The sequence below is a fragment of the Paraglaciecola sp. 20A4 genome (assembly GCF_011378905.1).
Taxonomy (GTDB): Bacteria; Pseudomonadota; Gammaproteobacteria; order Enterobacterales; family Alteromonadaceae; genus Paraglaciecola.
Genome location: NZ_WTPY01000021.1, coordinates 1 through 15,488 on the forward strand (window position 1 = coordinate 1; position 15,488 = coordinate 15,488).

Below are 15,488 nucleotides of genomic sequence, written 5' to 3' on the forward strand. Positions count from 1 at the left end.
ACTTAAATACTCTATGATGTTTGGACATAAAAAGACCCCCAGTAATTGGAATGTCCAACTATTGGGGGTCACTTCATAATTAAAGGGCTTTTTTATCTTCATTGAATGGGTCTTGTATGACGAATTCTTAAACTATTTGTTGTTCTTGTGCATACGCATGAGTAATTTACGTTTACGACGCTGTGAATCATTCATAATATTCTTATTACTCTCGAACGGATTGGCTCCTTCACGAAACTCAATTTTTATCGGCGTGCCCATCACCTTCAATGACTTACGGAAGTAATTCATCATGTAACGTTTATAAGAATCAGGCAGGTCTTTCACTTGATTACCGTGGATCACAATGATGGGTGGGTTATATCCGCCCGCATGAGCGTATTTCATTTTAACCCGGCGACCACGTACAACTGGCGGCTGATGGTCAGCTTGGGCCATGTCCATAATACGCGTTAGCATCGAGGTATTAATACGCTTAGTCGCACTGTTGTATGCTTCTTGAACCGACTCAAACAAGTGCCCGACGTTGGTACCGTGCAAGGCTGATATAAAATGCAAACGAGCAAAGTCGATAAAACCTAAACGTCTATCTAGTTCACGCTTGATTTCCTCTTTCACGTCTTTGGCTAAACCGTCCCATTTATTTATCGCGACAACAAGTGAACGGCCTGAATTGAGTACAAATCCTAATAAACTAAGATCTTGATCAGTCACACCTTCTTGCGCATCAATAACCAACAATACAACGTTCGCCTCTTCGATAGCCTGCAACGTTTTAACAATAGAGAATTTTTCAACGGCTTCAGATATATTTCGGCGCCTACGTACACCTGCAGTATCGATAAGAACATATTCTCTGCCATCGCGCTCCATGGGAATAAATATGCTATCTCGGGTTGTTCCAGGTTCGTCATACACCACGACCCGCTCTTCACCGAGAATGCGGTTAGTCAGTGTAGATTTACCTACGTTTGGCTTACCGACTATGGCAAGTTTGATAGGTGATGCGAGCAATTTTTCAAGTTGTTTTTCCGCATCAATCTCTTCAACGACGCCATCATCTTCTGGCACTTGCATATCCGGAAACTGTTCCGAGAGAGGCATCAAGGTCAGTGTCAGTAATTGTGTTACACCTCGACCATGGGCAGCTGCAATTTGACTAACATCTCCTAAACCTAGAGCAAAGAAATCAGCGCTTTCACTGTCACCATCGATTCCATCTACTTTATTGGCCACAACATAAACTGATTTGTTCTGTTTACGTAAATGCTCAGCAATACCTTGGTCGGCTGCCGTCAAGCCAGCGCGAGCATCAACTAAAAACATGACAACATCGGCTTCATCAATCGCCATAAGTGATTGCTGAGCCATTGCTACATCGATACCTTGTTCGTCACCACTGATGCCGCCAGTATCAACCACAATAAACTGTAGTCCTTCATAATTAGCCTGACCGTATTTACGGTCACGGGTTAATCCAGGGAAATCCGCAACTAACGCATCTCGAGTACGCGTTAGGCGATTAAACAACGTGGATTTACCCACATTAGGGCGGCCAACTAAGGCAACAACGGGTAACATATTTCTCAATCCTTAAAACGCAAACGGCTCAGGAGTAGCCTGAGCCGATAATAATATAACAGTGGCGTAAGCCAACTAAAGGTCTGTTAGGGAACTTGGATCGCCACTAACTTACCATCACGAGTTTGAGTATACAGCATCTTGCCATCAACCACTGGCGCACTGTAAATACTCTCATCTTCGTCATCGCCACCCACATCAACCCGAGCGACAATCTTACCGTCAGTTTGGTTGAAGAAATGTAAGAAACCCCACTTATCACCTGCTACGAGGTAATCCCCAACAGGTTCGGCGGCCGTTAATGAACGCTGCTTCAAAGCGCCTTGACTCCACAACTCGATACCATTTCGTGCATCGAGCGCATACACGTTACTGCTTGCATCAACAACAAACAAGGTATTCCCAGCTTGGGTTAAACGACGATATGACTTGTATTCACGCTTCCAAATGACACGACCACTTCGAAGTTCGACCGATGCCAAACTGCCATCGAAAGAAATCACATAAATGACGCCACCTGAAACCAACGGTTTACTATCGATATCGACGATGCGGTCAAGCTCAGTTGCGCCCGTTGCAGAACCAATAGGTTGTTCCCAAGCGGTTTGGCCTGTCGCTAAAATATTAACGGCTAATTTACCAGACGCAGTACCAACAATCGCCCCACCATTTGCAGCAACAGGTGCTGCTATACCACGGAGCGATAATGGTGGAACATCTGACTCATAAGACCAAATTTGCTCACCTGATTCTGCATCTAAGCCGAACATTAAACCTGAGCCAGTATTTATAACGACTACGCTCTCATCAATTGCGGGCGATGCAAGCACTTCACCTTTAACTTTTACTGACCACTTTTGTTCACCAGTATGAACATCAAGTGCAGTCACATCGCCGTTCTCTGTGCCAAAAAACAGTGTTTCGTAAGCAACCGCTAAACCACCTGCTATTTTAGCAGAAACGCCATTTGACCATAAGTTAGTAATACTTGAAGTAAACCCTTCGTGGTTAAAGACTGCATAATTTTTATGCCAGATTTCTTTGCCTGTTTCTTTACTATAGGCGGCTACTTTCCCTTGACGGTTAGCAGCAAACACCATGTCGTAAGCGACCGCAGGTTTTAAGCGAGAGAAGTAATGGTCTATACCATCACCTAATTCGGTATCCCATACCGTGGTGGGGGTAAACTCAACGTCAATTGGCTTGAGAATACGAATTTCTAATTCTTCGTCATCGGTAAACCAACCTGAAATAGTGCTACAGGCTGATAAACCAAAGGTGCTGACAAGTAGCAACGGCAGTAATGCTTTCTTCACGTTTCGATCCTTACCCATTGGCCGCAAGAGCCAAGTTATCGAGCTTCATTTTTACGATATTGTTGGCACTGTTAGCTGCAAGTGCTGCGCTATAAGCGCTACGTGCTTTATCAAACATTTCCTGCTTAACGTAAATATCACCTTTAATTTCTTGCTGCTGCGCACTAAACGCAATGGCAGTCACCTTTTCAATACTGGCAAGTGCTTTCTCTGGCTGTTCTAGTGCTAATTGCACGCGCGCTAAACGTAAATTCGCAAGTCCATTGACTGCTTCACTATCACTATTATTAGCGGCAAAAGATAATTGCTTTTCTGCTTCGTTTAAGTCTTTACGATCAATGGCTTGCTGAGCAAGTTGAAAAGCCATTAATAGCGCATAACCACTGTCACTGTTTTGATCGATGTACTGCTTGGCGTCACCAAAGCTTGCATCTTTTGCTTGTAAAGATGCGGTCTGAGCTTCAAACGCTGCTGATGCTTGTTCTTTGGAAGCGATTTGTTCATCGTTATAATAACGCCATCCCCACAAGCCACCTAAACCGAGTACCGCGCCAACAATAATCGCTGTGCCGTTCTCTTTCCAAAATCGTTTTATCGCTTCAACTTGTTGTTCTTCTGTTTCGTAATGTTCCATCGCAACTTCCTCTGACTGCAGCACTGTCTTTATATCAAGCAGTGACTAATTATCTGTTCAAACAAATATTAAAGTGAAAAGAGCTCGGCTAAAGTCGATACTAACGCTGAGCGAGCAACCTGTATTTGTGGCTTATCTTCACGTAAAAACTTAATACTAACTAACGCTTCTTGTTGCTCGGTCTCTCCTAGCACCAACGCAACACGGGCAGCACTTTTATCTGCGCGCTTCATTTGTTTCTTAAAGTTACCGCCACCAAAATGGGTTTGTACTCTAAGGGTTGGCATGACATCACGCAAACTTTCTGCAATCTGAAGTGCATAAAGTTCAACTTCATCCCCCATCGCCGTGACGTAGACGTCAACCGGGTCGGCAACAAACTCTTGGGCACCGCATGCCTGAAGCATCAATACGAGGCGTTCCATACCGATAGCAAAACCAACTCCTTGAGTGGGCTTACCTCCCAACTGTTCTACGAGTCCGTCATAGCGACCGCCAGCACAAACCGTTCCTTGGGCTCCTAAACTGTCAGTTACCCATTCGAAAACAGTACGATTATAATAATCTAACCCACGTACCAATCGAGGATTAACTCGGTATTGGATACCTAAGGCGTCTAAACGTTCACACAATGATTGAAAATGTTCTTTAGATTCAGCATCTAAGTAATCAATTAAACTTGGAGCGTCACTAATAGCAGCTTGAACCTGGGGGTTCTTGCTATCCAATACCCGAAGCGGGTTACTTTCCAAGCGACGAAGGCAGTCTTCGTCCAATTGATCTTTTCTTAACTCAAGGTACTCGACCAATGCTTGGCGATATGTTTCACGCGCTTCATTAGAGCCCAATGAGTTGAGCTCTAATGTGACCTGATCGGCAATTCCAAATTTTTTCCATAAACGTCCGCTCAGCGCAATAACTTCAGCATCGATATCAGGTCCGGCTAAACCGAACACTTCCACACCGAACTGATGAAACTGACGATAACGCCCTTTTTGTGGACGCTCATAACGAAACATGGGTCCTAGGTACCATAGACGCTGCTGTTGATGGTAAAGTAAGCCATGTTCGTTGCCCGCACGCACCACACTAGCGGTGCCTTCTGGACGTAAGGTTAAACTTTCCTCATTACGATCAGCAAACGTGTACATTTCCTTTTCAACTATATCGGTTACTTCGCCAATAGAGCGTTTAAAAAGATCAGTACTTTCAACAATGGGTGTGCGGATCTCTTGATAACCGTAACTGGCAACGACTTCACGGATTGCTTTCTCTGCCCATTGCCATAAGCCTGACTGCTCAGGAAGGCAATCATTCATGCCTCGTATTGCCTGTATTTGTTTAGACACTAAAGAAATTCTCTTTGACTAGATAGTATTAAAAAGCCCCGTATTATAGGGGCGATGTCGGTAAACGTAAACGAAGACGCGGCTTTATCGCACTTTTTTACTTAGGTCAGCCTTTAACCGAGGTTTTTTACGTCTATTTTCTTGCTGCTATCAAGCAGTGCAGCCTTGGCACGTATGCGTTTTTCTAGTTGGTCAACTAAGTCGTCATTCGATAAACGTTCTTTTTGACGCTTGCCATCAACGTAGTAACCACTCATGTTTCGTGCCCCTGTTAAGCCCAAATCTGAAACTTCAGCTTCACCAGGACCATTTACAACACAGCCAATAATGGAGACGTCCATTGGGGTTAATAAGTCCTCTAAACGCGTCTCTAATGCATTGACGGTACTGATTACATCAAATTCCTGACGAGAACAACTTGGACAGGCAATAAAATTGATGCCTCGTGAGCGGATACGTAAAGACTTCAGAATATCGAAGCCGACTTTGATCTCTTCCACGGGATCAGCGGCTAATGAAATACGAATAGTGTCGCCAATCCCCTCAGCAAGCAGCATACCTAAACCCACAGCACTTTTGACCGCACCGGCTCTAAAGCCACCAGCTTCGGTAATACCCAAATGCAGGGGTTGATCAATCTTTTGCGCTAACGCTCGGTAAGCGCCCACGGCTAAAAATACATCAGAGGCCTTTACGCTGACTTTAAATTGATCAAAATTCAACTTATCTAAAATATCGACATGACGCATAGCGGACTCAACAAGCGCTTCTGGTGTCGGCTCGCCATACTTTTCTTGAATGTCTTTTTCTAATGAACCACCATTTACACCTATACGTATAGGAATACCATAATCACGCGCACAATCAACGACCGAACGAACACGGTCCATGCTGCCGATGTTACCTGGATTAATACGCAGGCAATCTACCCCATATTCAGCCACTTTTAAGGCAATACGGTAGTCGAAATGGATATCGGCAATTAACGGTACATCAACTTGTTGCTTGATGAGCTTAAACGCTTCTGCTGCATCCATAGTCGGTACTGATACACGAACAATTTCGCCGCCTACAGCGACAATACGTTTAATCTGCGCAACGGTCGCATCTACGTCAGTCGTGGGGGTGTTGGTCATCGACTGCACTGCTATGGGCGCTCCATCACCAATAGGAACCTTACCCACATTGATTCTGGTTGATACTCGGCGTTTAATCGGTGACTCTGCAAACATGCTGTTTCCTAACTCAATTTGATAACGTATTTAATCGATGATAAATCGTAACGGTTTATCATCGATTAATTAAACAGATTATAGTGACAAAGGTAAGGTAAATTTTGCTGTGCTATTAGGTGTCAAGAAAGACATATCGATGTCCTCGCCAGCATAACGGATACTGACCTCACTGGGAGCGCCTAATATAACTTCGAAGGGCGGCTTACCGGATACATTCATCACTCGTCCTGACACTTTGACACCGACAGCGATTGTTTCTCCCGTCGCATCCACAACACTGACCCAACAATCATCAGCAAACTGAAAGACGATATCAACAAGGCCGTCATGGGCGATATTTTCAATATCTGCACTTTGTGTTGTTTGAACTTGAGTCTGGGCAGCAATGATATTTTCAACCTTTTGAGCATTATCTGCCGGTACTTTACTCTGTAAACTTGGCTCAACTAGAGCAGTGCTACCATTGACAGTTTCTGGGCCATTGGCTTCAATAGTGTTTTTGATAGAGGTTTGCAGCGTGCTATTTGCAGAACCTTCTGTTGGTTCATTCACTTGATTAGAGCCTGTCGTATCAACAACTGCGTCTTTATTTAGCGCTTGTGAGTTAGTCGCGTTATCTGAATCTACGGCCTTAGTTTGAACGGTTGGAGCCTCAAGCGTATCAACTTTATCGTTATCACTTTGTTGAAACCACCACACGACAACCAATGCCACCACGACCGCTAATATGAGATAAGTCACCATCATGAGTTTGTCGTCGTTAGCTTGATGCGCAACGCGACGAGAGAAACTTTGTAGTTTCGCGGGCTCTTTCTTGTGCATATTCAAATTATCGAGACCATCAAGCACTTGTGCCTCAGATACACCAACCTGACGCGCATATAATTTTAGATAACCTTTTATAAAGGTCATTGAAATACTTGGGTCGTACTTGTCTTCTTCCAAGGCTGTGATTAAGCCGGACTTCAAATGGATTTGACTGGCAATATACTCAACCGAAAAGCCCTTTTCTAAGCGCGCAGCTTTTAATACTGGGCCTGGGCCATTAACCTGAGTTTCTTCTACGTGTTGCACTTCTTCACTCATTTAACTAACGCTACTCTTAATTTACTGGGACGATTATTTGGGTTCAACAATAATTAATTTTTGTCCGATATATATCGATGCTGGATCAGAAATATTATTCCATTCCATGAGTTGACTCATCTTAACGTTATATTGCAGTGAAAGGCGATAAAGATTCTCTTTCGATGCAACAACATGGTATTGATTCTGTGCTAATTTTTTTGGTGATACTTCAGGTTTGGGCTGAACAAGAGGTGCTTGTCTCGTTGCTTCAAACGCGTCGCTGATAATGCTGGTACCATTCAAATAATTATATGCAGGCTGAAAATCAGGGTACAAGCTGACCAGCATATTAGCATAATCGCTCGCACGCTTCGGGGCCCCGGCTCCCTGCTCTATTTGTACAGCTAACCATAGACTGTCAGCTGATACTGATGCAACGCGCTCATAACGTCTTAAACTGTCACGAGCAGCTGCAAACCGATGGGCTTGCAATTGTAACTGCGTAAGTAAGAATAAACTCTTTGCTCGTCCTGGCTGGTGATTCAAGGCGTCTTGCGTAAAACCAATTGCGTCGTCAAGCGCATTTTGACTTTGACTACATAGCGCCAAATTCTCATAGGTTTCAGCAGATGAATTATAGACATCACTATTTAACGCTTTGAAAAAATAAACCTTAGCTTGTTCATAGTCGCCTCTTTCACACAGAAAGGCACCATAGCTATTAGCGATGTCAGCATTTTCTGGGGCAATTTTTATAGCTTTCAGATAGGCCTGAGATGCAGAATCGTACTCTTCTACTTTCTGGTAATAGTACGCCAACCCGTAATGAACGTCAGCAAGTTGGGGATCAAACTCAATCGCTTTATCAAGATTGAACTTCGCTTGGCTATAGTTACCATTTTTTAAATAGGTTAACCCCAACGATAACCGAGTTTTAGCAGCACGTTGTTTATCAAAATCATCGGTACTTGAATAATTACCTTGGCTGACGCACGCACAAAGACCCAATACCATAAGTAGGCTAAGTAAGCGGAAAAATTTCATAGGAATAAAGCAGATAATACTCAATGCTCCACTTTCACCGAAATTTCTTCACCCTTCAGCTGTTTTTTCAACAAACGTTTCGTTCTATCCACTACATCGCCAACTAATTGGCCACAGGCGGCGTCTATATCATCACCACGCGTCTTACGCACTACGACCATTAAACCATAACTAGAAAGCACTTTGGCAAAACGATCAATTCGTGAATTACTCGAACGCGTGTAAGGCGAACCTGGATAAGGGTTAAATGGAATAAGGTTTAACTTACACGGTGTATCAGCAAGTACTTTAGCAAGCGCATGTGCTTGGTCAGTACTATCGTTAATACCGTTTAACATCACATATTCAACGGTTACTTTACCTTGATTAGCGTGAGATTTAGCAAGATAGCGACGCACGCTGGCTAAAAATACTTCAATGGGATACTTTTTATTAACTGGCACAAGTACATCACGCAGCTCATCGTCTGGGGCGTGTAATGAAATAGCCAATGCTACATCAATCTGGTCACCTAACATATCAAGAGCAGGCACGACACCTGATGTGCTCAAGGTCACTCGGCGCTTTGATAAACCAAAGGCTAGATCATCAAGCATAAGATCCATAGCCGGTACCACATTTTTAAGATTCAATAGCGGTTCGCCCATGCCCATCATAACCACGTTACTAATCGGGCGTTTAGCGCTGTCGTTTGACAAGCCAATAGTGGTGGCTACACGCCATACCTGACCTATTATTTCAGATACACTTAGATTACGATTAAATCCCTGTTGGGCGGTAGAACAAAAAGTGCACTCTAATGCACAGCCAACTTGAGAAGAAACGCAAAGAGTTGCGCGATCGCCATCGGGGATCCATACGGTTTCGACTTCTTGACCGCCTTCTAAACGAAGGGCAAATTTAATTGTTCCGTCAGATGCATCTTGTTGATAGGCGATTTCAGGTGCTTTTATCTCACACTGCGCAGTAAGTTTTTCTCGCAATGCCTTGTTCAAATTAGTCATTTGATCAAAATCAGAGATCCCTAGTTGATAAATCCATTTCATCATTTGGTCGGCACGAAATGGCTTTTCGCCAATCGAACTAAAATACTCTCTCAAACCTGCACGGTTGAAGTTAAGTAAATTGATTTTAGTCGGTTTTGCTGACATCACTTCTGACATGGAACGGGATACCTCATTTAAAAGAAACTAGTGTACATTTTTTATACTAAAACTGCCATTTTGTTGGCGTTACATAGCATTTAGATCGCAAAAGGGAGCCTAAGCTCCCTTAAATACAAACGTTAAAAATTAACGTGTACGTGGGCAAATTTCTTCGTCTGAGAAGAAGTATGCAATTTCACGTGCTGCTGATTCAGGAGCATCTGAACCGTGACAAGCATTTTCATCAATTGAAGCAGCATAGTCAGCACGTAAAGTACCAGCAAGCGCGTCAGCTGGGTTAGTTGCGCCCATGATTTCACGATTTTTAAGAACAGCGTTTTCGCCTTCTAAAACCTGAACCATAACTGGACCAGATGTCATAAATTCAACTAAAGCACCGAAAAAAGGACGTTCGCTATGCTCAGCATAGAAGCCTTCTGCTTGCTCTTTGCTAAGGTGAAGCATTTTAGAAGCAACGATACGTAGACCTGCGCTTTCGAAACGGTTGTAAATTGCGCCGATTACATTTTTTGCAACTGCGTCAGGTTTAATAATTGAAAAAGTACGTTCTAAGGCCATGATTGGTCTCCGATAACAAAATAGATGATTAAAAATTCGCGCGGATTATATGCGTTTCCTAAGCAAAAGCCCAACAAATCGGAAAATTAATGTAGCGCACTTAGCAAACACAGGTATACATCATTGATGAACACAGAAAATTGGCGTTTATTAGATGCTACAAACTGGTTATGATGCATCAACAAAAATAAACAATAAGGAGAGACGGTGTTAAGGCTACTTTTTCTGTTACCGTTAATTTTGTGTTTACTATGGTTTACCTATCTCAGGCTAAGGGGGTTTAACATCAGCCAAGGTAAACAAGGTTTTATCTATATTTTGGCATTCTCTGCCATCATCGCAGTATTTTATACCCTGATGCTATGGCTTACCGCCACCTGAAATTGATATAACAAATACAAAAAAAGGAGCGTCAGCTCCTTTTTTCTCACTAACTAACCACCTAATAAATTTCGACGTCAGCTTGATCACGAAGAGCGTTAATAAACTCACCATATGTAAATTGAGCACGCATAGTAGATAATCTATTTTGCAATGCTGCCACATCAGTGCTTGGAATATCTGCGCCTTGATTAACCTTAATTAATTGTACAAGTCCAACATCACCATTAAACAAGTCCACAACCTGAGCGTTAGAATCTTTATTAGTCGTCAATTTAAATAATGCATCAACGATACTGGGTGCTGCGGATGAACCGTTTCTGGCTATCGCGTCTTGCTCTTGCCATTCAATACCTTTAGATTTCAGCTTCTCGCTAATATCTTGCTCAGACTGCACATCAGCTAACAGCGAATCCGCCCATGTTCTGGCTGCTTGTTGCGCTTTTTCAGCTAATAGAAGATCAGTAATTTGAGCAGTCACTTCATCAAGCGCTTTGGTGCGCTGAGCTTCGTAATCGGCCACACGGACAAACATGATGTGATTGTCACCTAACTCAATAACATCACTGTTCACTTGATCATTAATCAACTCATCAGAAAAGGCTTGAGCTACAACGTCCGGAAAATTAACCTCTTGTGGTACATTTTCTTGACTAAATAAAACTGTGGTTTGTACGTCTAAATCAGCAATACCGGCAACTTCATCTAAGCTATCAGGCACTTCAAATGCGACTTCAGCCATACGTTGTTGCTTAGCATAAAAGTCTTCTTCGGCCTTTTCTGTTTTTATTTTAGCAAGTACGTCTTCTTTCACATCAGCATAAGGACTCGTTTGCTCAGGTTTGATATCGGTTAGTTTGATAATATGAAAACCAAACTCACTTTTAACAACGGTTGATACATCACCAACGTTAGTCAAGCCAAATGCAGCCTCTTCGAAAGCAGGATCCATCATTCCAAGGCTGAACCAATCTAGGTCGCCGCCGTTCTCGGCACTAAAAGTATCACTTGAATATTCTTTTGCTAATTCAGCAAAATCGCCACCATCATTCACTTTCGCTAAGATATCTTCGGCTAAATCGGCAGCTTGTTGCTCATCATCACCAAATTCAACAAGGATATGCGATGCTCTGCGCTCTTCTTGTGTTCTAAAATCTTGGATATTCTGTTCATAGTATTGCTCAGCTTCATCATCTGAAACCACTATATCTGCCAACAAATCGTCTACCGACAGTTCTACATAAGCAAGACTGACTTTCTGCTGGGTATCAAATTGAGTAATGTTAGCTTGGTAATAATTTTCGATGTCCTCAGGAGATATCGTAATTTCTTCGCCAAACGGCTTTGCTGGTATGGTTAAATAGCGCGCATCACGTGTTTGTTGTTGCAGTTTGTATGCCTGCTTTGATTCAGCGACTAAGGTAAATTCAGAACCTAATAAAGCGTTTGAAAGTTGACGGCGAGTCATATCTACGCGCATATAATCACGGAATTCGTTTGGTTGAAATCCAGCTTGACGTAGAACAGCAGTATATCTTTCGTTATCGAACTTACCATCAAACTGAAATTCTGGCATGGCGACTATAGCTTGTTTGATTTGCGCATCACTAACGCGAAGACCTAGGTCAACTGCGGCTTGTTCAAGCAATTTTTCTCCGATCAAACGATCTAATATGCCTTGTCTAAATTGTTGTAAGTAAGCGCTATCGGCAGTCAATGCCGCGAATGCGTCGCCGTATTGAGATTCCATACGTCCGCGTTCATTTTGATAAGCGCGTTCAAGATCCGCTTGTGAAATTGTGTCGTCGTTGACTTTAGCTGCCGCAGTTTCGGCAGATGAGTTGATATAACTGCCTACACCGGCAAACATAAAACTTAAAATCACCAACCCTAGGATAGCCATGGCCCACTTGCCTTGGGTTCCCTCTCTGATTCTTTCCAACATGTTCGTTTTTAACTCCAAGTGAGTTGCTTGAGATAAGCTGAATTTTTACTAAATATTAAGGAGGCAGGATTATATATTAAACGTAATCATTAATTAACAGCAGATAAACAAAAGGCGATGATAAATCATCGCCTTTTTAACTGAAAAACTTTGCTTAGTTACAAGCGTCTTTAAGCGCTTTACCAGCTTTAAACGACGGAACCTTAGCAGCAGAAATTTGGATAGTTTCGCCAGTCTGTGGATTACGACCACTACGAGCAGCACGCTCACGTACAGAGAATGTACCGAAACCTACAAGAGCAACTTGATCACCTTCTTTAAGTGCTGCAGTGATTGCGTCAGTCAATGCATCTAGTGCACGTCCTGAAGCTGCTTTAGAAATATCTGCACTTGCAGCGATTTGGTCGATAAGTTGAGACTTATTCACAATATGATCCCCTTCAATTGTTATTATATTAATTATCCGCAAACAAGAATGCGGAAAATGTTATACCAAGCTTAAATTTGAACTTCAAGCATAAATTCACAAATTTTTAACTTTATAGATATCGCCGCAATCCCTTTTGTGACAAGGCCTAAAGCGAAACTGGAACAAAGGCTACCACAACTTTTTGATGATTGAAGCCCTTATTTCCAAAAAAAACGAAAAAACTAGCCCTAAGTGGCTATTTTTTACCCTTGCTCGGCTTTTCAAGGCTAAAACGCTCGGGATTTTCTTGCAATGCTAACTCCAAAACTTCGTCTATCCATCTAACAGGATGAATAGATAGGTCTTGTTTTACATTATCTGGTATCTCTTGTAAATCGCGTTCATTCTCTTTTGGAATGATAACGGTTTTTATTCCCCCTCGATGAGCAGCGAGTAATTTCTCTTTTAATCCACCAATTGCCAATACTTCGCCACGCAATGTAATTTCGCCCGTCATTGCGACATCGCAACGAACAGGATTACCGGTAAGTGTCGAAACAAGCGCTGTACACATAGCTATACCCGCACTTGGTCCATCCTTTGGCGTAGCGCCTTCTGGTACGTGAACATGGATATCACGTTTTTCATGGAAATCACTATTAATACGCAGTTTTTCTGCACGACTGCGCACGACTGTCATAGCTGTCTGAATCGACTCTTGCATAACATCACCTAGGGAACCAGTGAATGTCATTTTACCTTTACCTACAACTGATGTAGTTTCAATGGTCAATAATTCACCACCGACTTGAGTCCAGGCGAGACCTGTGACTTGACCTATTTGATTATTATTTTCTGCTTTTCCGTAGTCAAAGCGTTGTACACCAAGGTAGTCGGCCAAGTTGTCTTGGTTAACAGTTACGCATTTAGTGTCTTTATTCAGCAGAATATTTTTAACGGCTTTGCGACAAATTTTAGAAATTTCACGCTCTAAATTCCGCACGCCAGCCTCTCGCGTATAATGACGGATAATCCCCATAATCGCTGATTCTTCAATAACTAGTTCTTTAGCCTTGAGCCCGTTGCGAGCGATTTGCTTATCCAGTAAATGGCGCATGGCTATATTCAGTTTTTCATCTTCTGTATAACCGGATAGACGGATCACTTCCATTCGATCCAGTAAAGGGCCTGGAATGTCCATACTGTTTGACGTTGCCACAAACATTACATCGGAAAGATCGTAATCAACTTCTAGGTAATGATCACTAAAAGTACCGTTTTGTTCAGGATCCAGTACTTCCAGTAAAGCTGATGAAGGATCGCCGCGCATATCGGATGACATCTTGTCGATTTCATCAAGCAAAAATAACGGATTTTTCACGCCAACTTTAGCCATTTTCTGAATCAACTTGCCCGGCATAGAACCAATGTAGGTGCGTCTGTGCCCTCGAATTTCAGCTTCATCACGAACGCCGCCCAACGCCATGCGCACATACTTTCGGCCTGTTGCTTTAGCAATTGACTGTCCAAGAGAGGTCTTACCTACTCCAGGAGGACCCACTAAGCATAAAATAGGCCCTTTAAGCTTTTTAACACGTTGTTGAACCGCTAAATATTCAATAATACGTTCTTTAACTTTCTCTAAACCATAATGTTCTGTATCAAGTAACTTATCTGCTGCTGCCAAATCTTTCTTCACGGCACTGCGCTTAGTCCAAGGAACATTGGTCAGCCAATCAATGTAACTGCGTACAACTGTCGCCTCAGCAGACATTGGAGACATCATTTTCAGTTTGCTTAGCTCTGTCGTTGCTTTTTTCTTAGCTTCTTCAGGCATTTTAGCATCTTCGATTTTTTTGCTTAATGCTTCAAATTCGTCAGGCGCTTCATCTAGTTCACCAAGCTCTTTTTGAATAGCCTTCATTTGCTCATTCAAATAATACTCGCGCTGGCTCTTTTCCATTTGCTTCTTAACTCGGGTGCGGATCTTCTTTTCCACCTGAAGCAAATCGATTTCGCTTTCCATCAGCGCCATTAAGTATTCAAGACGATCATTAACTTGATCCATCTCCAATACTTTCTGCTTTTCAGCTAACTTAAGAGGCATATGTGCTGCCATGGTATCAGCTAGTCGGGCTGCTTGTTCGATACCACTCAACGAGGTAAGCACCTCTGGAGGAATTTTTTTATTTAATTTAACGTAACCTTCAAACTGCGAAATTGCCGAGCGGATAATCACTTCTTGCTCGCTTTCGTCTACCTCAAGGTCTTCCTTGATGGCGATATTAGCAATGAAGAAATCATCAGTACTGACAAAATCTGCAATCTGCGCACGCTGATTCCCTTCTACCAATACTTTTACCGTGCCATCAGGCAACTTTAATAACTGCAAAATAGTCGCGATGGTCCCTACGGTAAATATATCGTCAGGCTGCGGCTCATCTGTGCTGGCATCTTTTTGGGCTACTAAAAAAATCTGTTTGTCTTTGTCCATCGCTGCTTCTAAACAACGTATCGACTTCTCGCGACCGACAAATAAGGGAATAACCATGTGTGGATAAACCACCACATCACGTAATGCCAAGACAGGCATTTCTGTGTAATCAACATTCTCTTTGGTCATATTGTGTCTCGTGTAATAAAAAAGGAAAAATGGCGCAATGAAATTGTATATGGGGCTTTGCACAAAAAGTTCAAACGAAAAACGCAAACAATCCCTTGAAACCCTTAATAAAACACAAATTGGATCGCTAAAGAAGCCAATATTCCCATACAACCTAAAACTTTATGCTTAATCGAAAG

Annotated in this window: 12 protein-coding genes; all 12 read right to left on the reverse strand. The window is 42.6% G+C overall.

From position 1 onward, the window contains the following. Positions 1-132 precede the first annotated feature (132 nt). The gene (der, locus tag GQS54_RS16465) at positions 133-1,581 is read right to left on the reverse strand and encodes a ribosome biogenesis GTPase Der (RefSeq protein ID WP_166425051.1); all 1,449 of its coding nucleotides are present in this window, start codon (positions 1,579-1,581) and stop codon (positions 133-135) included. 86 nt (positions 1,582-1,667) lie between these two features. Continuing rightward, entirely contained in the window at positions 1,668-2,897 is a 1,230-nt protein-coding gene (bamB, locus tag GQS54_RS16470) for an outer membrane protein assembly factor BamB (RefSeq protein ID WP_166425052.1), read from the reverse strand. Between the two features lie 10 nt (positions 2,898-2,907). Next, entirely contained in the window at positions 2,908-3,531 is a 624-nt protein-coding gene (locus GQS54_RS16475) for a tetratricopeptide repeat protein (RefSeq protein ID WP_166425053.1), read from the reverse strand. A 68-nt stretch (positions 3,532-3,599) separates the two neighbouring features. Beyond that, complete coding sequence (hisS, locus tag GQS54_RS16480; RefSeq protein WP_166425054.1) at positions 3,600-4,880, reverse strand: histidine--tRNA ligase; 1,281 nt, start codon at positions 4,878-4,880, stop codon at positions 3,600-3,602. A gap of 113 nt (positions 4,881-4,993) precedes the next feature. Further along, on the reverse strand, positions 4,994-6,112 hold the full coding sequence (ispG, locus tag GQS54_RS16485; protein WP_166425055.1) for a flavodoxin-dependent (E)-4-hydroxy-3-methylbut-2-enyl-diphosphate synthase: 1,119 nt from the start codon (positions 6,110-6,112) through the stop codon (positions 4,994-4,996). A 78-nt stretch (positions 6,113-6,190) separates the two neighbouring features. Continuing rightward, the gene (locus GQS54_RS16490) at positions 6,191-7,201 is read right to left on the reverse strand and encodes a RodZ domain-containing protein (protein ID WP_166425056.1); all 1,011 of its coding nucleotides are present in this window, start codon (positions 7,199-7,201) and stop codon (positions 6,191-6,193) included. A 33-nt stretch (positions 7,202-7,234) separates the two neighbouring features. After that, complete coding sequence (gene pilW / locus GQS54_RS16495; RefSeq protein ID WP_240919977.1) at positions 7,235-8,251, reverse strand: type IV pilus biogenesis/stability protein PilW; 1,017 nt, start codon at positions 8,249-8,251, stop codon at positions 7,235-7,237. Further along, entirely contained in the window at positions 8,248-9,390 is a 1,143-nt protein-coding gene (locus tag GQS54_RS16500; RefSeq protein WP_166425057.1) for a bifunctional tRNA (adenosine(37)-C2)-methyltransferase TrmG/ribosomal RNA large subunit methyltransferase RlmN, read from the reverse strand. The genes pilW and GQS54_RS16500 overlap by 4 nt, the downstream gene beginning before the upstream one ends. A 129-nt stretch (positions 9,391-9,519) precedes the next feature. Further along, complete coding sequence (gene ndk / locus GQS54_RS16505) at positions 9,520-9,951, reverse strand: nucleoside-diphosphate kinase (protein WP_158770825.1); 432 nt, start codon at positions 9,949-9,951, stop codon at positions 9,520-9,522. Positions 9,952-10,393: 442 nt separating this feature from the next. Next, positions 10,394-12,277, reverse strand: coding sequence for a SurA N-terminal domain-containing protein (locus tag GQS54_RS16510; protein WP_166425058.1), 1,884 nt, complete (start codon positions 12,275-12,277; stop codon positions 10,394-10,396). 154 nt (positions 12,278-12,431) lie between these two features. Beyond that, on the reverse strand, positions 12,432-12,704 hold the full coding sequence (hupB, locus tag GQS54_RS16515) for a nucleoid-associated protein HU-beta (protein WP_006993116.1): 273 nt from the start codon (positions 12,702-12,704) through the stop codon (positions 12,432-12,434). 238 nt (positions 12,705-12,942) lie between these two features. Further along, a complete protein-coding gene (gene lon, locus GQS54_RS16520) occupies positions 12,943-15,309 on the reverse strand; it encodes an endopeptidase La (RefSeq protein ID WP_166425059.1) in 2,367 nt (788 codons plus the stop codon). Positions 15,310-15,488 lie beyond the last annotated feature (179 nt).

Coding starts and splice junctions, on each gene's coding strand:
- lon (WP_166425059.1), bottom strand. CDS start 15,309: ATGACCAAAGAGAATGTTGATTACACAGAAATGCCTGTCTTGGCATTA.
- der (WP_166425051.1), bottom strand. CDS start 1,581: ATGTTACCCGTTGTTGCCTTAGTTGGCCGCCCTAATGTGGGTAAATCC.
- GQS54_RS16510 (WP_166425058.1), bottom strand. CDS start 12,277: ATGTTGGAAAGAATCAGAGAGGGAACCCAAGGCAAGTGGGCCATGGCT.
- GQS54_RS16500 (WP_166425057.1), bottom strand. CDS start 9,390: ATGTCAGAAGTGATGTCAGCAAAACCGACTAAAATCAATTTACTTAAC.
- ndk (WP_158770825.1), bottom strand. CDS start 9,951: ATGGCCTTAGAACGTACTTTTTCAATTATTAAACCTGACGCAGTTGCA.
- GQS54_RS16475 (WP_166425053.1), bottom strand. CDS start 3,531: ATGGAACATTACGAAACAGAAGAACAACAAGTTGAAGCGATAAAACGA.
- GQS54_RS16490 (WP_166425056.1), bottom strand. CDS start 7,201: ATGAGTGAAGAAGTGCAACACGTAGAAGAAACTCAGGTTAATGGCCCA.
- ispG (WP_166425055.1), bottom strand. CDS start 6,112: ATGTTTGCAGAGTCACCGATTAAACGCCGAGTATCAACCAGAATCAAT.